Here is a 20,017-nt window from a genome sequence, read left to right as displayed (position 1 = left end):
ATGAAAAAGGCGCTTCTGGTGGTCAGCTTTGGCACCAGCTATCACGACACCTGTGAGAAGAATATTGTGGCCTGCGAGCGCGATCTTGCAGCCAGTTGCCCTGACCGCGACCTGTTCCGGGCGTTTACCTCAGGGATGATTATCCGCAAGCTCAAGCAGCGTGACGGCATTGAAATCGACACGCCGCTGCAGGCGCTGCAAAAGCTGGCGGAGCAGGGGTATCAGGATGTCGCGATTCAGTCGCTGCATATCATCAACGGCGACGAATACGAAAAAATTGTCCGCGAAGTACAAAGTATGCGCCCGCTGTTTTCTCGCCTGACGCTGGGTGTACCGCTGCTGAGCAGCGTTGAAGATTACGCCCAACTGATGCTGGCGCTGCAACAGCAAATGCCGGCGCTTGGCGAAAATGAAAAAGTGGTCTTTATGGGACACGGCGCCAGCCATCATGCCTTTGCCGCCTATGCCTGCCTCGATCACATGATGACGGCGCAGCGTTACCCGGCGCGGGTTGGCGCGGTGGAAAGCTATCCGGAAGTCGATGTGCTGATTGAAAGTTTGTCCCAGGAAGGAGTGACGGCGGTACATCTGATGCCGCTGATGTTAGTTGCTGGCGATCATGCCATCAATGATATGGCCTCCGACGAAGATGATTCTTGGAAAACGTTGTTTAACGCAGCAGGCATTCCGGCTACGCCATGGCTCAGCGGTCTGGGTGAGAATCCGGCGGTTCGCGCCATGTTCGTGGCACATTTACAGCAGGCGCTGAACGTAGCACTGGAGGAAGCAGCATGAGTGGCAAATTGTATGCTCTGAGCACCGGGCCTGGTGCTGCCGATCTGATAACCGTGCGCGCAGCACGCACGCTTGGGGCGCTGGATATTCTTTATGCGCCAGCCGGGCGTAAAGGCGGCGATAGTCTGGCGTTGTCGATTGTGCGGGAGTATATCGGCGAGCAGACCGAGGTTCGCTGCTGCCATTTCCCGATGAGTGCCGATAGTGCTGAAAAAGAGGCTGTCTGGGATGAGGTCGCTGCTGCGTTGGTACAGGAAGTGGAAGCGGGTAAACAGGTAGGTTTTATTACCCTCGGCGATGCCATGCTGTTCAGCACCTGGGTCTTTTTACTGCAGCGCATTGGTTCGCCTGACTGGTTGGAAATCGTCCCGGGCGTGACCTCTTTCGCTGCGATTGCCGCGCGTTCGAAAACCCCGCTCGCCATGGAGCAACAGTCGCTGGCAGTGGTCTCCTGTACCGCGCCGGAAGCTGAAATTCAACAGGCGTTAAAGCAGCATGACAGCCTGGTGCTGATGAAAGTGTACGGTCGCTTTGCGCGCATCAAAGCGTTGCTGCAGCAAGAGGGGTTGTTGGACTGCGCGCTGATGATGTCTGAAGCCACGCTGCCGGGTGAGCAGTGCTGGCGCCATCTCGACGAGGTGAGCGACGATCAGCCGCTGCCTTATTTCTCGACCATACTGGTCAACAAACAGTGGGAGTATGCACAATGAAGCTTGAACAACAGCTAAAACAGCTGTCTTTCAGCGGGTTGGCAGCGGCGCTATTACTGATGATTGTTCCTGAGCAAGCGTTCGCGATGCACATTATGGAAGGTTTTCTGCCGCCAATGTGGGCGCTGGCATGGTGGCTGCTGTTTTTACCCTGCCTGTGGTACGGGCTGGTGCGCCTGCGCCAAATCGTGCAGGAAGATAACCACCAGAAAGTTTTGCTGGCACTGTGCGGCGCCTTTATTTTTGTGCTGTCGGCGCTGAAAATTCCCTCCGTTACCGGAAGTTGTTCACACCCTACCGGCGTAGGCCTGGCGGTTATCCTGTTCGGACCTGGCGTAGTGGCCATCCTCGGGGCGATCGTTCTGCTGTTCCAGGCACTGCTACTGGCGCACGGTGGTTTGACGACGCTCGGCGCTAACGGCATGTCGATGGCGGTGATTGGCCCGGTAGTGGGTTACATGGTGTGGAAAATGGCCTGCCGTGCGGGGCTGCGTCGTGATGTCTGCGTTTTCCTGTGCGCGATGCTGGCGGATCTTGTCACCTATTTCGTCACCTCAGTGCAACTGGGCGTGGCGTTCCCGGATCCGTCTGCTGGCGCTACCGGTTCAATCATTAAATTTATGGGGATTTTCTGTCTGACGCAGATCCCCATCGCGATTGCGGAAGGGTTACTCACCGTGCTGATTTACGATCAGCTAACCAAACGCCAGTTAATAACCGCACAAGGACATTAACGATGAAAAAGACGCTGATTATATTGGGCATGGTCGTTGCGCTGGTGATCCTGCCGTTCTTTATCAACCACGGTGGAGAATACGGCGGTTCGGACGGTGAGGCGGAGAGTCAGATTCAGGCTATTGCCCCGCATTATGAGCCATGGTTCCAGCCGTTGTATGAACCGGCAAGCGGCGAAATTGAAAGTCTGCTGTTTACGCTCCAGGGATCGCTTGGTGCTGCCGTGATTTTCTATATCCTGGGTTATACCAAGGGCAGGCAACGCCGTGATGACCGGGCTTGACAGACTGAGCTACCAGAGCCGCTGGTTTCATGTCTCACCGCAGCGAAAATTCTTACTCTGGCTGGTGATGATGATTCTGGCCTTTACTCTGCCCCCGCTGGGGCAGGGTATCGAGATGTTGCTGATAGCGGCGCTCAGTTGCTGGCTGCTACGGGTTTCTTTCTGGCGCTGGTGTCGTTGGATGGCGCTACCATTTGGCTTTCTGCTGGTGGGCGTCGTGACGATTTTGTTTAGCGTCAGTCGCGACCCCCATACCTTACTGGCCAGCGTACCCGTGGGCAGTTTCTGGCTGGGGATCACCGCATCGGGCATACACACGGCCAATGAGACGTTCTGGCGAAGCCTGGCTGCGCTGGCGGCAACGTTCTGGCTGGTGCTGAATTTACCGTTTCCGCAGTTAATTATCCTGCTCAAACGTGCACATGTCCCACGACTGATGACCGAGCTGATTCTGCTGACCTGGCGATTTATTTTTATCCTGTTGGACGAGGCACTCGCCATTCATCGCGCACAAACGCTGCGTTTTGGTTATCGTAGCTTGCCGTTAGGTTATCGCTCGCTGGCGATGCTGGTGGGATTATTGTTTACCCGCGTGTTGATCCGTTATCAGCAAATGACCACCACACTGGATATCAAACTGTATCAGGGTGATTTTCACCTGTAAGGAAAAGTATGCTTGCCACCTCAGCGCTTTGGTTTCGCTACCAGGATGACCCGATTCTCAAAGGGCTAACGCTGGACTTTTCTCAACATGCCGTCACCGGACTGGTGGGGGCCAATGGCTGCGGGAAATCCACGCTGTTTATGAACCTGAGCGGTTTACTGCGCCCACAACAGGGGGCGGTGATGTGGCAAGGAAAACCGCTGGATTACAGCAAGCGCGGCCTGCTGGCGCTGCGCCAGCAGGTGGCAACCGTATTTCAGGACCCCGATCAGCAAATCTTTTATACCGACATCGACAGTGACATCGCGTTTAGCCTGCGTAATCTGGGCGTGGACGAGGCTGAAATTGCCCGTCGGGTGGACGATGCCTTGACGCTGGTCGATGCTCAACATTTTCGCCATCAGCCCATTCAGTGTCTCAGCCACGGACAAAAAAAACGCGTGGCGATTGCGGGGGCGCTGGTGCTGCAAGCGCAGTATCTGTTACTGGATGAACCCACCGCCGGTCTCGACCCATCAGGGCGTACGCAGATGATCGAGATTATCAAACGCATTGTGGCGCAAGGAAATCATGTGGTTATTTCCAGCCATGATATTGATCTCATCTATGAAGTCAGCGATGCGGTGTACGTTTTACGTCGCGGAGAAGTGCTGACGCACGGTACGCCGGGTGACGTGTTCGCCCGTACTGATCTTATTGAACAAGCCGGGTTAACTCAGCCATGGCTGGTGAAATTGCACACCGAGCTGGGTTTCCCGCTGTGTAAAACAGAGGCTGAATTTTTTAGCTGTATGCGAAAGAACGCACTGAAGGAGGCGTCATGACGCAGGCAATAATGTTGCAGGGAACGGCATCTGATGTTGGCAAAAGCGTACTCGTCGCCGGGCTGTGTCGTATTTTTTATCAGGATGGGCTGCGTACCGCGCCGTTCAAATCGCAGAACATGGCGCTGAACTCTGGTATTACGCCAGAGGGCAAAGAGATGGGCCGCGCACAAATTTTTCAGGCCGAAGCAGCAGGGATTACGCCAGATGTGCGTATGAATCCGGTGCTGCTTAAACCTACCAGCGACCGTAAAGCGCAGGTTGTGCTGATGGGCAAAGTCGCGACCGACATGGATGCGGTGAGCTACCACGAGTACAAACCGCGTCTGCGGGATCAAATCCTGTCAGTTTATAACAGTCTGGCGCAAGAGTTCGATGTGCTGGTGCTGGAGGGGGCGGGAAGCCCGGCAGAGATTAACCTGCGCGATCGCGATATTGTCAATATGGGCATGGCGGAAATGGCGTGCTGCCCGGTTGTTCTGGTGGCGGATATCGACCGTGGCGGGGTGTTTGCCTCCATTTACGGCACCCTGGCGCTGCTGCACGACCATGAACGCGCCAGAGTCAAAGGGGTCATCATCAATAAGTTTCGCGGCGATGTGGCGCTGCTGTATTCCGGTATTGAGCAAATTGAAGCGCTGACCGGGGTGCCGGTACTGGGCGTCATGCCATGGCTGGATGTGGATCTGGAAGATGAAGATGGCGTTGCGCTGCAAAAGGGCAAATATTTGCGTACTGATAAACGCGACATCGACATCGCCGTTGTGCAAATCCCGCACATTTCTAATTTTACTGATTTCAATGCGCTTGCCGCACAGCCGGATGTGCGCGTGCGCTATGTGCGCCAGCCTGAAGAACTGGCGGGGGCCGATCTGGTGATTCTGCCCGGCAGCAAAAATACGCTGGGCGATCTGGTGTGGCTGCGTGAGAGCGGGATGGCGCATGGCGTCGTGCAATTGCATCGTAATAACGTGCCGGTGGTGGGGATTTGCGGCGGCTATCAAATGCTCGGCGATACGATCATCGATGAAGTGGAGTCAGGGCTTGGCACGCAGCCGGGTCTGGGCTTGCTCAATACCGTCACCCATTTTGCCCAGCACAAAACCACCACTCTGGTTGAGGGGGAAATGTCCTCCTCGCTGCCTGACTGGCTGGCGGGCGCGGCGGGGTTATCCGTTCGTGGTTACGAAATCCATATGGGCGAAACGACGTTAACCGAAGAATGCCGGCCGGTGATGACGCTGCGCAAAGACGGCGGCAACGTAGCTGACGGCGCGGTTACGCCGGATGGACTGGCGTTTGGTACTTATCTTCACGGTCTGTTCGACAGCGATGAATTTACCCGGGCGCTGGTCAACGGCCTGCGCGTACGTAAAGGGTTAGCACCGCTGGATTCCACCTTCCATTACGCGCAATATAAATCGCAGCAGTTTGATCTGCTGGCGGATGCGATGCGGCAACACATCGATATTGAGAAAATTTATACCATCATGCAGCAACACCGGGAGCCCGTATGATGATTCTGGTTACCGGCGGTGCGCGAAGCGGCAAGAGTCGACATGCGGAAGCGCTGATCGCTAATTCTCCAAACGTTTTGTATATCGCGACTTCGCAGATCTTTGATGAGGAGATGGCGGCGCGAATTCAGCATCACCGCGATGGACGCCCTGCGCACTGGCGTACTGCTGAGCGTTGGCAACATCTTGATGAGCTGATCACGGCAGCGAACGATCCGCAGGAAGCCATTCTGCTGGAGTGCATTACCACGATGGTGACCAACCTGCTGTTTGCACTGGGCGGTGACAGTGACCCGGATAGCTGGGATTACGCGGCGATGGAGCAGTCGATCGAGGATGAGATCCGTTCGCTGATTGCTGCCTGTCAGAGCTGCCCGGCAAAGGTGGTGCTGGTCACTAACGAAGTGGGAATGGGGATCGTTCCGGAGAACCGTCTGGCGCGGCATTTTCGCGATATTGCCGGCCGTGTTAACCAACGCCTGGCGGCGGCAGCTGACGAGGTCTGGCTGGTGGTATCAGGAATTGGAGTCAAAATTAAATGAGTAAGTTGTTCTGGGCAATGCTCTCTTTTATCAGTCGCTTGCCCGTTCCTGCTCGCTGGTCGCAAGGACTGGATTTCGAGCACTATTCACGTGGCATTGTGATGTTCCCGCTGATTGGCGTGGTGCTGGGCGGGCTTACGGGGCTGGTCTTTATGGCGCTGCAGGCCTGGTGTGGTGTTCCCCTGGCCGCCCTGTTTGCCGTGCTGGCGCTGGCACTGCTGACCGGCGGTTTTCACCTTGATGGACTAGCTGATACCTGTGACGGCATTTTTTCTGCCCGTCGACGCGAACGGATGCTGGAAATCATGCGCGACAGTCGACTCGGGACTCATGGCGGACTGGCGCTGATCTTCGTGCTGCTGGCCAAAGTGCTGGTGGTGAGCGAACTGGCTTTGCGCGGAACGCCGATGCTGGCAGCACTGGCTGCAGCCTGTGTCGCCGGGCGGGGCTGTGCTGTTTTGCTGATGTATCGACATCGTTACGCGCGCGAAGAAGGGCTGGGCAATGTCTTTATTGGCAAAGTTAGTGGACGACAAACCTGTGTCACGTTGGGGGGCTCGGCGATCCTTGCGGCCGTCCTGCTTCCGGGCATGCGCGGTGTGGCAGCGCTGGTCGTTACGTTGGTGGCGATCTTCATTCTTGGGCAGTTATTAAAACGCACGTTAGGTGGGCAAACCGGCGATACGCTGGGGGCGGCCATTGAACTTGGCGAGTTGGTTTTCCTGCTGGCTCTGCTTTGAGTCAGTCAACATACTGGAACCCTTATGCAGACTTTATCCTCTTTACTTCACGCGATCCCTTCACCCGATAGCGCTGCAATGTTGCGCGCGCAGCAACATATTGATGGCCTGCTTAAGCCGCCGGGAAGTCTTGGGCGACTCGAATCTCTCGCTGTGCAACTGGCCGGTATGCCAGGCCTGAAGGGTGTGCCGCATGTCGGGGGAAAAGCGATGCTGGTGATGTGCGCCGACCACGGCGTGTGGGATGAAGGTGTTGCTGTTTCGCCTAAGATTGTTACGGCGATTCAGGCTGCCAATATGACGCGCGGAACGACCGGCGTCTGCGTGCTGGCCGCTCAGGCCGGCGCAAAAGTGCATGTGATTGATGTGGGAATTGACGCCGAACTCATTCCTGGCGTAGTGAACATGCGCGTAGCGCGCGGTTGCGGCAATATTGCACAAGGGCCGGCAATGCGTCGGTCACAGGCAGAAGAGCTGCTGCTGGAAGTGATCCGGTATACCCGAGAACTGGCAGATGACGGTGTAACGTTGTTTGGCGTCGGTGAGCTTGGCATGGCAAACACCACGCCTGCGGCTGCGATTGTCAGTGTGTTAACCGGTAGCGATGCAGAGGATGTGGTGGGTATTGGGGCTAACCTTCCGCTCTCAAGGGTAGGAAATAAGGTCGATGTTGTTCGCCGGGCCATTGCTGTCAATCAGCCGGACAGTCGTGATGGTATTGATGTGCTGGCAAAAGTGGGTGGTTTTGATCTTGTCGGTATGGCGGGGGTGATGTTAGGTGCGGCGTCTTGCGGTCTGCCGGTCATCCTGGATGGTTTCCTGTCTTATTCGGCGGCACTGGCTGCCTGTCAGATAGCGCCGGAGATTAAACCTTATCTGATCCCGTCACATTTCTCAGCCGAGAAGGGCGCTCGTACTGCACTGGCGCACCTGGAACTGGAGCCGTATCTCAACATGGGAATGCGTTTAGGTGAAGGCAGTGGTGCCGCGCTGGCGATGCCCATTGTTGAAGCAGCCTGCGCGATGTATAGCAATATGGGGCAGTTAGCTGCCAGTAATATTGTATTACCGGATGGCAAAGAAGCGTAGCCGCCCGTGACCCCGCTTTATGGTGGGGTTTTTTATGTGCATTCTCGTCGTAACCCCCTAAAACAGATAAAAAAGCTATACTTAACGGATATCTGCTGCGACGAAGGAAAGGAAAAAGATGCGTCGTGTAAAACTGCTGTGTGCTGTTGTTATGCTGCTCGCGAGTCAGGGATCGCAGGCGGTGAGCTACCCATTGCCTCCTGAGGGCAGCCGCCTGGTGGGAAGCCCTTTGACGATAACGATTCCCGCTGGTAACACGCAGCCTCTGGAGGCTTTTGCCGCACAGTATGGACAGGGATTGAGCAATATGCTCGAAGCCAATCCTGGTGTGGATGTGTTTCTGCCAAAGTCGGGTTCCACACTGGTGGTGCCACAACAATTGATATTGCCTGATACCGTACGCGAAGGCATCGTCATCAATGTCGCAGAAATGCGGCTGTACTATTACCCTGAGGGTGCCAATACGGTAGAGGTGTTACCTATTGGTATTGGGCAGGCCGGGAGGGAAACTCCGCGCAACTGGGTCACGGCGGTCGAACGTAAACAGGAAGCACCAGGCTGGACGCCCACGGCAAATACCCGGCGGGAGTATGCTGCTCGTGGGGAAAGCTTACCGGCGTTTGTGCCTGCCGGGCCAGATAACCCGATGGGGTTGTATGCGATTTATATCGGCAGGCTTTATGCCATTCATGGCACAAATGCGAATTTCGGTATTGGTCTGCGGGTAAGCCAGGGTTGCATCCGTTTGCGTAACGACGACATTAAATATCTGTTTGATACCGTACCGGTAGGGACGCGAGTGCAACTGATAGACCGACCGGTGAAATACAGCATAGAGCCGGACGGAAGTCGCTGGGTGGAAGTGCACGAACCCTTGTCACGAAACCGTTCGGAATACGAGTCTGACAGAAAGGTTCCCTTGCCGGTCACTCCCGCGCTGCGCATGTTCATCAGCGGGAATGACGTGGATGTGAGTCGCGGAAATCAGGCACTGGAGAGACGCTCCGGCATGCCGGTGAACATCAGTCTGGTTCAAATGCACGACTAATTTTCAGGGGAACCCTGAACCCTTCAGTCGGGATGGGGCGTTTTTTTAATTTGATACTGCCCCATTTTTACCACGCCAATATGGTCTGCCATCAGCTGTGCTTCGTGTTCGCTGTGGGTAACCAGCAGTGCCGTTTGCCCGGCAGCGCGCAAAATATCCCGCACCTCGTTGCCAAGACGCTCACGCGTGCGCTTATCAAGGCTGGAGAAAGGTTCATCGAGCAACAGAATTTCTGGATGCGGAGCCAGCGCCCGTGCCAGCGCGATACGCTGTTGCTGCCCGCCAGAAAGCTCATGAGGGTAATGGTTAGCATGACTGTGCAATTCCACCATTTTCAACAGCTCCGTCACTCTGGCCTGTTGCGCTTCACGCGGCATACGTCGTAAACCGAAGGCAACGTTTTGTTGTGCTGTCAGATGGGGAAATAAGGCGTATTCCTGAAAAACCATGCCGACATGACGTTTTTCCGGTGGCAGATGAACGCCGGGGCCAGCGATACGCCGCTCTGAGACATAGATCTCTCCACACTGCAGTCGTTCAAAACCGGCAACTGCACGCAGCACCGTTGTTTTCCCACAGCCTGAAGCGCCAAGCAGACAGGCAATTTCCCCTTTGCGTACCGACATTGAGAATCCGCTCAGGACCGGTTGCTGGCTGTTGCCGTAGGCAACGTGCACGTCCTGGAGTCGTAATGCGATTTCTGACATTGTTGCTCTCTTAACCACGGCGAGTCATCTGGTGACGCACCAACAATATAACGGGCAATGTACCTGCTAAAACAATCAGGAGCGCGGCGATCGCACCTTCTTCATAGGTTCCACGGGCAGCTTCTGCATACAGCAGAGTGGCAAGCGTTTCGAAATTTACCGGGCGCAACAGCAGCGTGGTTGGCAGTTCTTTCATCGCATCGGCAAAAACCAGCAATGCGCTGCTCACTAATGCCGGACGCAGTAACGGAAAGTGAACGCGGGCAAACGTTCCGGCACCGTTTTCGCCGAGCAAGCGTGAAGCCTGTTCGAGTGACGGCGGGATGCGGCCCAGACCGGAGTCCAGCGCGCCGATGGCAATTGCCTGGAAACGCATCGCGCAGCAAATGACCAATAAAATACCGGCAGACATCAGCGGTAACCCGCGAATATCCAGTAAGTCGGCCAGCCAACGATCGACAGCCATCGCCGGGGGCAAAAAACCAATCGCCAGAATCGTTCCGGGCACCGCATAACCGAGGGAGGCCAGACGCATCACACCGCGGCGAAAGCCTGGCATCGCGTTGTCTGCAGCGCTATGGCGTGCGCTCCAGGCTACCAGCAAGCTGACGCAAATCACCACCAGCGTGGTGCCTGCTGCCAGCAAGAGCGTATTTTGTAATGCTGAAAGCAACGAGGCGGACAGTGGGCTCGTGTCCCCTAAGCGTTTGGCGCTTTCCCACATCAAAAAGAGAACCGGGGCCACAAAGCCCAATATAACGGGTAGCGAAATGACAGCGCCAAGTAGCCAGCCGCGCCAGCCGTGCACGCGAGTGGGTTGGATTTCCCGCAGGCTGCGGCTGCTGAATCCTTGCTTTCTGCGTCCGTAAAATTCCAGCGTCAGAATGAAGAAGATAAACAACAGCATCATGCAGGCGATTTGTGCGGCGGCGGATAAATCAGAGCGAGAGATCCACGTGGTGTAGACGGTAACGGTTAACGTTTGTACGCCGAGGAACTCCGATGCACCAATATCGTTGAGCGTTTCCAGCAGTGCCAGGCTGATGCCGACAGCCAGTGCCGGGCGCGCCATTGGCAGGGCGACCCGGAAGAACGTCCCGGCAGCGCTGCATCCCAGCGTGCGGGCAGCCTCCAGTAAATGGGCCGGTTGACTGATAAAGGTGGCACGGGTTGTTAGATAGACGTAAGGATAGAGCACTAAACCGAGCAAAATAATCGCGCCGGAAAGCGAACGCAAATCCGGTAGCCGGAACTGTCGCGGACTGTCAAAGCCCAGCAGGAAGCGGATAAAGGTTTGCAGAGGGCCGATCGGATGCAGCAGATCGAGCCAGGCAAAGGCGACGATGTAAGTTGGCATCGCCAGCGGCAGCAGCAACGCCCAACTGAGGATCTTACGTCCAGGAAAGTCCCATGCTGTGACGGCCCAGGCGCTGCCTACGCCAATCACGCCAACCAACATGGCAACACCGGCTAACAGCAGCACGGTATTTTTTAATGCTGCAGGTAGCACAAACGTAATGAGATTGTCCCAGTGCGATAAATCCGACTGGGTAGCTTGCCAGATAAGCGCAATGATGGGAGTCAGAACGCCAAGCGCAATGCAAAGCGCCCCAAGGTGTAACGGCGTTAATAATGACTGCGGCCCGGAAACCAGGCCGCGTAACGTCGGAAACTGCAGAAGTTTATTGATCGAATCCAACTTTATCTACCAACAGACTTGCTTGTTTACGGTATTTCACGATTTCGGTTAACGGAATTTTATCGACATCAATCTCACCTATTGTGGCGTTGATCACTGGATCGAGTGTGACACCTTTCAGTACCGGGTATTCGAAGTTCGCTTTCGCGTACTGCTGCTGGGCAGGTGCGGAAACCAGATATTCCATTAGCTTAACGGCATCGGCTTTATTGGGGGCATAGCGTGCTACTGCAGCGCCGCTGATATTGACGTGCGTACCGCCATTTTCAAAGGTTGGCTTGACGACTTTAATTGCATCGCCCCACTGACGTGCATCGCTGCCTTCTTTGGCGTTTTTCATATGGCCGACGTAATAGGAGTTCGCCAGGCCAATATCGCAAATACCCCCGAGGATATCGCGGGCAACGTCACGGTCGCCGCCAGTCGCCTTACGTGCCAGATTCGCTTTCACGCCACGCAGCCATTCTTCCGTTTTGGCTTCGCCGTGATGTGCGATCATGGCGGCAATCAATGCAGTGTTATACGGGTGTTGTCCGGCACGGATACAGACTTTACCTTTGTACTCAGGGTTGGCGAGTTGCTCGTAATGCCAGTTATCGATTGGCATTGACTTCTCGGCGTACAACACACGCGCACGCATTGACAGCGCAAACCACTGGTTATCTGCGCCGCGGAGATTGGCCGGAATAGCCGCTTTCAGTGCTTCTGATTCTACGGGTTGTGTCACACCCGCTTCGACTAAATCGATAAGGTTCCCGGCGTCAACGGTCATCAGCAGGTCGGCAGGGGAGTTTTTACCTTCCGCTTTAACACGCTCAAGCATGCCGTCCTTGATATAGACCGTGCTGACTTTTATACCGCTGGTTTTCGTCCAGCTATCAAGCAGGGGCTGAATCAGGCCCGGTTCACGGGTGGTATACAGCGTTAACGCATCCTGGGCGAAAGCCGGCAGGCTGACAGAGAGAACCAGAGCAGAAGCAAGCGTGATACGGCGCAGTCCAGTGCGAGGCAGAGCATTCATCGTTTATATCCCAGCGTAATTGGAACGTACAGTGACCCGAGCAGGGGCTCATTTTTTTGCCTGCGTACAATAAATGATAATCACTAGCAATTACAATCATTGCAAAGTGTAAATAATTTACATTTACATAACTTTAATCAATGGTGTGAAGTGGCCTGTCCCTGTAATGGATAAGAAATTTAGCATCCATGAATACACTGGGTTGCCGGTTGCCTGGCGTTACCAGACGCAATCACTTAAGCCCGCGTAATAAACGAGACAAAGTGATTAAGCACCCGGCTGACCTCGCGGCTTTTTAGCCATATCATCATGGTGTTCACTTTACCTATCTGTGGCGTAATCGAGTGACTGCGGATAGGGAAGTTATTCTCATACTGTCTGACAACATTCTCCGGCAACAGCGCAATCCCCATCCCGGCACTCACACAGCCAAGGATCGCCTGAAAAGAGCCAAATTCCAGAGGATCGGCGCAATCGACCCCCTGTAGGCACAGCCATTCTCCCAGGCGGGAGCGATAGTTGCACCCTTTAACAAAGACCAGCGGCCTTGTCACCTGGAGGTCAGCGCCAGTAATGACATTCTGGTGCTCTGCCGTCGTTACCAGTACCAGCGTTTCCTGACATAACACGTGTGATTGCAGGGGCGAATTTTCCATATGCAGTCCCGGATGATCGGAAACGAATGCGATTTCCAGTTCATTGTTCAGAATGTGTTGCACCAGCGTCTCAGTAGGGGCGGTTTTCAGGTTTAACTCAATGGAAGGCATTTCGCGGTGGAAATTCGCCAGTATCGAAGGGAGACGTACCGCTGCGGTCGTTTCCATTGCACCAATACGCAATGGCCCCGCCACTTTTGTGCCCAGCATCGACAATTCCGCTTCCTCTAACAACGCCAGAATTTTGTTGGCGTAGCGCAGAAGCAGCTCGCCCTCAGGGGTAATGTAGAGTCGATTTTTCTCGCGCACAAACAGAGAGACATCAAGGCTGGCTTCCAGCTGTTTAAGGCGGGTTGTGACATTCGAAGAAACGCAGTGCAGACTACGTGCAGCAGCGGATATGGAGCCCGTTTCCGCCACCGTTTTAAACAAGTTCAGAGAGGTACTGTTCATAGAAGCATTACTCAAAGTGAATGTTTTCGTCATTTTTATTAACTTTTTATCATCATTTTCTTGTGTAAGATAACAATCAAACCTAATTCGTCTTCTGAGGCCAAAATATGGATCTCGATCACGGTGCTGTTGGCCTCCGTCCGTTGCGTACTGCTGTATTTGGTATGATCGTCTTGACCTTAGGAATGGGCATTGGGCGCTTTTTATATACACCTATGCTCCCGCTTATGCTTCATGAAGGACTGTTTACCTTTTCACAATTATCGATAATTGCCAGTGCCAACTACGCAGGTTACCTTGTTGGCAGCCTCCTTTTCTCTTTTGGTATTTTTAGCGCGGTCAATAAGTTAAGAGTGTCGCTGCTGGCCTCAGCACTACTTACCGTCATGCTGATATTTTTGATGGCAAAAGTGACTCAGCCAGAAATTATTTTGTTAATCAGGTTCCTTGCAGGTGTGGCAAGCGCGGGAATGATGATATTTGGTTCAATGCTGGTCCTTCAGCATACCCATAACCCTTTTGTTATCGCCTCTTTGTTTTCGGGCGTAGGAATGGGTATTTTTATCGGCAATGAATATGTCATTGCTGGTGTATCCTACGCCTTAAATTCACATGTGTTGTGGATTGGCGCAGCCATCATTTCAGCGATACTTTTCGTCATACTGACGATGCTATTGCCGAAAGATAAACATATGATCTCCCCAGTAAAAGCTGTCGCAGGCGCGGAGTCGGATATCCAGTGGTGGAATTTAGCCTTACTGTATGGCCTGGCGGGGTTCGGTTATATCATTGTCGCCACGTATTTGCCGTTAATGGCCACAGGGGTTGGCAATACTTTTTTAGCCGACCATATCTGGTCTATTGTCGGTCTTGCCGTTATTCCTGGATGCTATGGCTGGCTCTGGGCTGCCCGCAAATGGAATATATTATCCTGCCTGAGCGTTAACTTAATTGTGCAAGCAAGCTGCGTAGTCATGGCCATATTTATTAACTCGCCACTGCTGCTAACCATTAGCTGTATTGGATTTGGTGGCACATTTATGGGTACCAGCTCGTTAGTCATGCCGCTGGCCAGAAAAATAAGCGCGCCCCAAAAGATTAATCTCCTTGGTCTCGTTACGCTGACATATGGGGTGGGGCAGATCCTTGGCCCATTAGTCGTCAGTGTCTTCCAGAGTAATAAAAATGGAATGACCTATTCCATATTGTTGGGTGCAGTCTCGTTATTTATCGCAGCAGCGATTAGTTATTTGCAATACAACAAAGTTAAATATTCTGGTTATTCTGGAAAACAATGATAATAGTCTGTTTCAGCTAATAACATTAATAGTTATTGCGGCAGAACCCGTTTTCAAAAGCACTATGACTCTGTTCTGCTGCTTAACGGGTTTGCGCTCTTCTGGCTGTGCGCATTTCCCATAATTATCTGGTTTACAGGAGTTTCTATGCCCTATGTAAATCCCCCTGAGACCGATCCCGCCTATTCTGCTACTATTATTATGTCTTAGTAATGTGATCCACTCGTCTGATTGCCTGCTCAATTACACCCATGTTTATCTCGAGTTCAGGTTAATTAATATGGAAAATATATTGAATGCGGTTAGAAAGTGTATTGGTATCCGATGGTGCATTCGTGTTATAAACGATTAATGTGTTTGATATTTATTTAATCCATAAAACGTATGCTCTGTTGGAACAATAGATCACACCATAAAATACTATCATTTTCTATTGATGAGTTCAGGCTGTTTAGCCATATATTTGGCAAAAAAACGGAGTGCATACGAATATATGATAATTCTGAGTGCTGTTCAGAGTCAACCTGCTGAATAAGAGAATCCAATCTTCTTGATATAATGTTTTGAATTTATAAATGGAAATTATATGAATATAAAACTACAGTTAAAGGTAATGTCGTTCCTGCAATTCTTTTTGTGGGGAAGCTGGTTGAATACTTTTGGTTCTTATTTATTTATTACACTGGGGCTTAAAGGTGAAGATATTGGTGCGGTTTATAGTACACTTGGTATTGCCGCACTGATAACATCCCCTCTGTTGGGGATCGTTGCGGATAAATGGATCAGTGCTAAATGGATTTATGCAGCTTGTCATTTTTTTGGCGCGGTGACGTTATTTATTGCCGCATCTGTTGATACCCCTTCTTCCATGTTTATTGTCATTTTGTTGAACTCGCTGGTTTACATGCCGACGCTGGGGCTGAGTAACACGATTTCCTACTATCGCATTCAGAATGCGGGTATGGATATTGTGGCGGATTTCCCCCCGATCCGTATCTGGGGAACCATTGGCTTTATTGTTGCCATGTGGGCTGTAAGCCTGGCGGGTTTTGAACTGAGCCACATTCAGTTATATATCGGTGCTGTGGCTTCACTGGCCTTGAGCCTGTTCACGCTTACACTGCCGCTGGTTCCTGTCGCTAAGTCTAACAAGGCGTACGGATTGGTTGATATGTTGGGGCTGCGCGCATTTGCTCTTTTCAAAAATAAGAGAATGGCCATTTTCTTTATTTTTTCCATGTTGCTTGGTGCGGAATTACAGATTACCGGCATGTTTGGTAATACATACCTGCACAGTTTTGAGAAAATCCCAGAATTTGCCAGCAGCTTTGTGGTAACTCATGCGTCTATTCTGTTGTCCATTTCACAAATTTCGGAAGTGTGCTTCATCCTGGCCATTCCTTTTTTCCTGAAACGCTTTGGGATTAAAAATGTCATGTTAATGAGCATGATTGCGTGGATGCTGCGCTTCGGTTTATTTGCTTATGGCGATCCCTCCGTGGGCGGAACAATTCTATTAATTCTTTCTATGGTTGTTTACGGATGTGCATTCGATTTTTTCAATATTTCTGGCTCTGTGTTTGTTGAAAAAGAGGTCGATGCTTCCATTCGCAATAGTGCTCAGGGGGTATTCTTGATGATGGCTAATGGATTCGGTTGTATTATTGGCGGATTTGTAAGTGGTAAAGTGGTCGATCATCTGACCGTCGCGGGTAGTCCTGAATGGTCAACTATCTGGCTGGTATTTGCAGGATATTCACTGGTTCTCGCGGTCGTGTTTATGATGATATTCAAGTATAAACACAATAATTCCAGTACGGCGACAGATAGCTATGCATGATGATATCTTTATCGGCTTCAAGTTGCAGGGTAATTAACTACACCGCTGTTCGGCTCCTTCAGAGTCAGAATAAGCGTGATTTAAAAATTCCTGCGGTGTTTTATCCCGCAACTTGAAATATGCCGGGAATATAACGCAAAATTAATTATTCATATAAAAAGAGGGTATTATGGCGAATCAATTATATAATCAGTGCAGAGTATATTGCGCGCCCTGGCGACTGGACGCATTAAATTTAAATGACACTATTGATCGATGGATTGACGATGGTCTGCTCCCACCACTGGCGCATACGCTTCTGCCATACAGAGATGATGCCGGTTCATCAAGTGAAGAAGAAATCTTTGTCCGTGATGTAGCCAATATGGACAGCTGCGTTGGTATGATAGGGTATTTTGATGGTGGTACCTATGATTCAGGTTGTGCCTGGGAGGTGGGTTATGCATGGGCCCTGGGATTGCCCGTTCACCTGATTACGACTGACTTTCTTCTGTGGGCAGCGGGTGATTCCGAAGAGTTTTATCCCATAAGCAAACTGATGAATTATGTCGCTAAAGTTGTTTCAGTATTCGACACAGACACAAGTATCACAAATTACCGTGAGCAAACAACTGATATCCTTAATCGTGCGTTACATACTTTCCAGCATAATTTAATTGCGGATTTTGGGGGCGAAATTCCTCCAGCACTACCATTAACACCGTTGCCGATTGAGTATGATTATTATCTTGACCCCAATTTTATGTATACAGAACCTTCGCGAGGGTTGCTGGAGAATATTAAAAATGCAATTACCACCGCAGGGAAAACATATATTATCGGCGATAATATAAATGATATTGCTGCAGATATTGATAATTTAAGAAAAAGCAGGCAGGCTGTTTTTTATTCTGATGTCTTTGAGCCAGACGTAGATTCAGGCATTATGAATGGCATTGCTTACGCACTAAAAAAACAATCTATCATTTACTGTAGTAAACAGCAGCGCTACCATTCAGGGCTGGGCACTGATTATCTGAATCTGATGGTTACCTATTCAGCAACAATGACGCATTCATTTGCAGAACTTGAATCGTTGATTAAAAGTGGTGCAATAGTTTAATTATTATATTTAACATGAAATTTGGTTGAACCGTCATCAATATCATCATTTTTGAACAGGTCATGTTGATTGACGGTTTATTCTCTCCGAGCAGTACGACTGCCCACAAGTTAAAAACACGACCTGACATTGCAGAATGATGATGCCCGGATGGGCAAACGATAGCAATGCTCTTAGCGCTAAACTGGATGGCGCTGCTGAGGATGCCGGACTGAGTAATAATTATCCCATCATACAGTATCTGCTCCGAATTATGATTTATTCAACAGTACTGGTTATCTAACCAGGAAACACATGAATGAATCTACCAAATTGATAAAGTCAAAATGAGAAAATGAATGAATAATCAATCTCGCGCAAAATCTCATCAACTCAGTCGTGATGAATTACAGAACATATTAGCCGTTGCCCGCGGAGATGCGCCAGCAGATTATATGATTGATAACGTTACGGTTCTCGACCTGATTAACGGCGGAATGCTCCCCGGCCCGATCGTCATCAGCGGCAAGAGCATTGCAGGCATCGGCCCTGCCTATCAGGACGCCCCTGCTCGTCAGCGTATCGATGCCGGGCATGCCGTGGCGGTTCCCGGTTTCATTGATGCCCATCTGCACATTGAATCCAGCATGATGACGCCCGTGACCTTTGAAACCGCCACGCTGCCGCGCGGCCTGACCACCCTGATTTGCGATCCGCATGAAATAGTCAACGTGATGGGTGAGGAGGGGCTGCGTTGGTTTATCCGCTGTGCAGAACAGGCGCGGCAAAACCAGTTTATTCAGGTTAGTTCCTGCGTGCCGGCGCTGGCGGGCAGCGATATCAACGGCGCGGAATTTCCGCTGGCGCAAATGCTGCCCTGGCGTGACCACCCGCTGGTAACGGGGCTGGCGGAGATGATGGATTTTCCCGGCGTGGTGCGTGGCGACGACGCAATTCTCGATAAGCTGGATGCCTTCCGCCATTTGACGCTGGACGGCCACTGCCCATCGCTTTCCGGCAAGGCGCTGAACGCCTATATCGCCGCCAGTGTCGAAAACTGCCACGAGACGCACACCTTCGCTGAAGGGCGGGAAAAACTGAGCGCGGGAATGGCGCTGATGATCCGTGAAGGTTCCGCCGCCCGTAACCTCGACGCGCTGGCTCCGCTAATCAACGAACTGAACAGCCCGCAGTGTATGCTCTGCACGGATGATCGCAATCCGTGGGAGATCGCCCATGAAGGCCACATTGACGCGCTGATCCGCCGCCTGATCAATCAGCATCATCTGCCGGTGCATCTGGCCTATCGCGTCGCCACCTGGTCACCTGCGCGCCACTTTGGCTTAAAACATCTGGGGCTGATCGCCCCCGGCAAGCAGGCCGATATTGTGCTGTTAAGCGACCTAAACCAGGTGGAAGTCCGCCAGGTGCTGGTGAAAGGCCTGCCGGTCAACGCTGCCGAACTGGCCGCCGGAGAGGCCGAACGCCAGCGCCGTAGCCTGCCGCCAGAGGGTAACACTATTCGCCGCCAGCCAGTCAGCGCCGCCGATTTGACGATACCGCTGGAGACCGACGCCCGCTACCGGACTATCGAAATCATCCCTAATGAGTTGATTACCCACAAGCGGGAGAGCGTCTGGCTCGGTGATCGCTTCGATAGCGACGATATCTGCTTTATCGCCGTACTGGAGCGTTACGGGCAGCAGACGTCGCCAGCGCTGGGACTGCTCGCTGGTTTTGGCCTGCGTAAAGGCGCGCTGGCGGCCACCGTCAGCCATGACAGCCACAACATTGTGGTCATCGGCCACGATGCACGGGAGATGGCTCGTGCAGTCAATCAGGTGATCGCCAACGGTGGCGGCCTGTGCGTGGCGCTGGACGGTCAGGCCGCCGCACATCTGCCGTTGCCCATCTGCGGGCTGATGAGCCAGACGCCCGCTGCCGAACTGGCGCAGCAAATAGACGTGTTAAAAGCCGCCTGCCGACGCTGCGGCGTGATGCTGGACGAACCCTTTATTCAGATGGCGTTTCTTTCGCTGCCGGTCATCCCGGCACTGAAACTCACCAGCAAAGGCTTGTTTGACGGTGATGCGTTTACCTTCACCGATATACAGGTAAAAGTGCCTTCCTGAAGCAAAACCGGACGGTGCAATGCCGCCCGGTTTTGCTACCGAAGTGCACTCACTGGTATTCGTTCATTTTGTCAGATCGTAACCGGATATTTTCTGCCAACTGATATCCGCGTTCCTTCTATGGTAGAACAGACCAGGGCGCTGCAAGGTTCGCCACTTACCCTGAGACCAGCCCCGTCCGTT

The 20,017-nt window shown here is 52.4% G+C and carries 19 protein-coding genes; 15 read left to right on the top strand and 4 right to left on the bottom strand.

What is annotated here, in order from left to right:
- From IB196_RS13545 to ldtA, 11 genes are all read left to right on the top strand, one after another.
- Positions 1 to 795 (top strand): sirohydrochlorin cobaltochelatase, encoded by a 795-nt coding sequence (locus tag IB196_RS13545; protein ID WP_005123036.1) that lies wholly within the window; start codon positions 1 to 3, stop codon positions 793 to 795.
- Positions 792 to 1,505, top strand: a complete 714-nt coding sequence (locus IB196_RS13540) for a cobalt-factor II C(20)-methyltransferase (protein ID WP_005123035.1) — start codon at positions 792 to 794, stop codon at positions 1,503 to 1,505. Before IB196_RS13545 ends, IB196_RS13540 begins: the two co-directional genes overlap by 4 nt.
- Positions 1,502 to 2,239, top strand: coding sequence for a cobalt ECF transporter S component CbiM (cbiM, locus tag IB196_RS13535; RefSeq protein ID WP_003834098.1), 738 nt, complete (start codon positions 1,502 to 1,504; stop codon positions 2,237 to 2,239). The genes IB196_RS13540 and cbiM overlap by 4 nt, the downstream gene beginning before the upstream one ends.
- A gap of 2 nt (positions 2,240 to 2,241) precedes the next feature.
- Positions 2,242 to 2,523 (top strand): energy-coupling factor ABC transporter substrate-binding protein, encoded by a 282-nt coding sequence (locus tag IB196_RS13530; RefSeq protein WP_003030289.1) that lies wholly within the window; start codon positions 2,242 to 2,244, stop codon positions 2,521 to 2,523.
- Positions 2,510 to 3,187, top strand: a complete 678-nt coding sequence (locus IB196_RS13525; RefSeq protein WP_149691664.1) for an energy-coupling factor ABC transporter transmembrane protein — start codon at positions 2,510 to 2,512, stop codon at positions 3,185 to 3,187. The genes IB196_RS13530 and IB196_RS13525 overlap by 14 nt, the downstream gene beginning before the upstream one ends.
- 8 nt (positions 3,188 to 3,195) lie before the next feature.
- Positions 3,196 to 4,011, top strand: coding sequence for an energy-coupling factor ABC transporter ATP-binding protein (locus IB196_RS13520; protein ID WP_005123032.1), 816 nt, complete (start codon positions 3,196 to 3,198; stop codon positions 4,009 to 4,011).
- Positions 4,008 to 5,528 carry a cobyric acid synthase gene (locus IB196_RS13515; protein ID WP_040231943.1) on the top strand — a complete coding sequence of 507 codons (1,521 nt, stop codon included), beginning with the start codon at positions 4,008 to 4,010 and terminating at the stop codon, positions 5,526 to 5,528. Before IB196_RS13520 ends, IB196_RS13515 begins: the two co-directional genes overlap by 4 nt.
- The gene (gene cobU, locus IB196_RS13510; RefSeq protein WP_005123030.1) at positions 5,525 to 6,070 is read left to right on the top strand and encodes a bifunctional adenosylcobinamide kinase/adenosylcobinamide-phosphate guanylyltransferase; all 546 of its coding nucleotides are present in this window, start codon (positions 5,525 to 5,527) and stop codon (positions 6,068 to 6,070) included. Before IB196_RS13515 ends, cobU begins: the two co-directional genes overlap by 4 nt.
- On the top strand, positions 6,067 to 6,810 hold the full coding sequence (cobS, locus tag IB196_RS13505) for an adenosylcobinamide-GDP ribazoletransferase (RefSeq protein WP_040231944.1): 744 nt from the start codon (positions 6,067 to 6,069) through the stop codon (positions 6,808 to 6,810). Before cobU ends, cobS begins: the two co-directional genes overlap by 4 nt.
- Before the next feature lie 24 nt (positions 6,811 to 6,834).
- On the top strand, positions 6,835 to 7,899 hold the full coding sequence (gene cobT / locus IB196_RS13500) for a nicotinate-nucleotide--dimethylbenzimidazole phosphoribosyltransferase (protein WP_040231946.1): 1,065 nt from the start codon (positions 6,835 to 6,837) through the stop codon (positions 7,897 to 7,899).
- Positions 7,900 to 8,017: 118 nt separating this feature from the next.
- Positions 8,018 to 8,947 (top strand): L,D-transpeptidase, encoded by a 930-nt coding sequence (gene ldtA / locus IB196_RS13495; protein ID WP_005123027.1) that lies wholly within the window; start codon positions 8,018 to 8,020, stop codon positions 8,945 to 8,947.
- 23 nt (positions 8,948 to 8,970) lie between these two features.
- Here ldtA and IB196_RS13490 read toward each other — a convergent pair whose 3' ends face one another.
- From IB196_RS13490 to IB196_RS13475, 4 genes are all read right to left on the bottom strand, one after another.
- Positions 8,971 to 9,654, bottom strand: a complete 684-nt coding sequence (locus IB196_RS13490; protein ID WP_005123026.1) for an ABC transporter ATP-binding protein — start codon at positions 9,652 to 9,654, stop codon at positions 8,971 to 8,973.
- Positions 9,655 to 9,664: 10 nt separating this feature from the next.
- A complete protein-coding gene (locus IB196_RS13485) occupies positions 9,665 to 11,353 on the bottom strand; it encodes an iron ABC transporter permease (protein WP_188232492.1) in 1,689 nt (562 codons plus the stop codon).
- The gene (locus IB196_RS13480; protein WP_005123024.1) at positions 11,337 to 12,374 is read right to left on the bottom strand and encodes an extracellular solute-binding protein; all 1,038 of its coding nucleotides are present in this window, start codon (positions 12,372 to 12,374) and stop codon (positions 11,337 to 11,339) included. Before IB196_RS13480 ends, IB196_RS13485 begins: the two co-directional genes overlap by 17 nt.
- Before the next feature lie 236 nt (positions 12,375 to 12,610).
- Positions 12,611 to 13,483, bottom strand: coding sequence for a LysR substrate-binding domain-containing protein (locus IB196_RS13475; RefSeq protein ID WP_188232491.1), 873 nt, complete (start codon positions 13,481 to 13,483; stop codon positions 12,611 to 12,613).
- A 107-nt stretch (positions 13,484 to 13,590) separates the two neighbouring features.
- Between IB196_RS13475 and IB196_RS13470 the strand changes: the two genes are divergently transcribed.
- The 4 genes from IB196_RS13470 (at position 13,591) to adeD (ending at position 19,834) form a co-directional block, all read left to right on the top strand.
- Positions 13,591 to 14,781, top strand: a complete 1,191-nt coding sequence (locus IB196_RS13470; RefSeq protein WP_188232490.1) for an MFS transporter — start codon at positions 13,591 to 13,593, stop codon at positions 14,779 to 14,781.
- A gap of 586 nt (positions 14,782 to 15,367) precedes the next feature.
- The gene (locus IB196_RS13465; protein ID WP_188232489.1) at positions 15,368 to 16,621 is read left to right on the top strand and encodes a nucleoside permease; all 1,254 of its coding nucleotides are present in this window, start codon (positions 15,368 to 15,370) and stop codon (positions 16,619 to 16,621) included.
- A gap of 169 nt (positions 16,622 to 16,790) precedes the next feature.
- Positions 16,791 to 17,723, top strand: coding sequence for a nucleoside 2-deoxyribosyltransferase (locus IB196_RS13460; RefSeq protein ID WP_188232488.1), 933 nt, complete (start codon positions 16,791 to 16,793; stop codon positions 17,721 to 17,723).
- 338 nt (positions 17,724 to 18,061) lie between these two features.
- A complete protein-coding gene (adeD, locus tag IB196_RS13455; protein ID WP_188232487.1) occupies positions 18,062 to 19,834 on the top strand; it encodes an adenine deaminase in 1,773 nt (590 codons plus the stop codon).
- The last annotated feature ends 183 nt before the right edge of the window (positions 19,835 to 20,017 follow it).

The organism is Citrobacter sp. C6_1 (genome assembly GCF_014596835.2).
GTDB classification, from domain to species: Bacteria; Pseudomonadota; Gammaproteobacteria; order Enterobacterales; family Enterobacteriaceae; genus Citrobacter; species Citrobacter pasteurii.
Note: the sequence above shows the minus strand (reverse complement) of the source record. Positions and strands in the feature narration are given on the sequence as shown.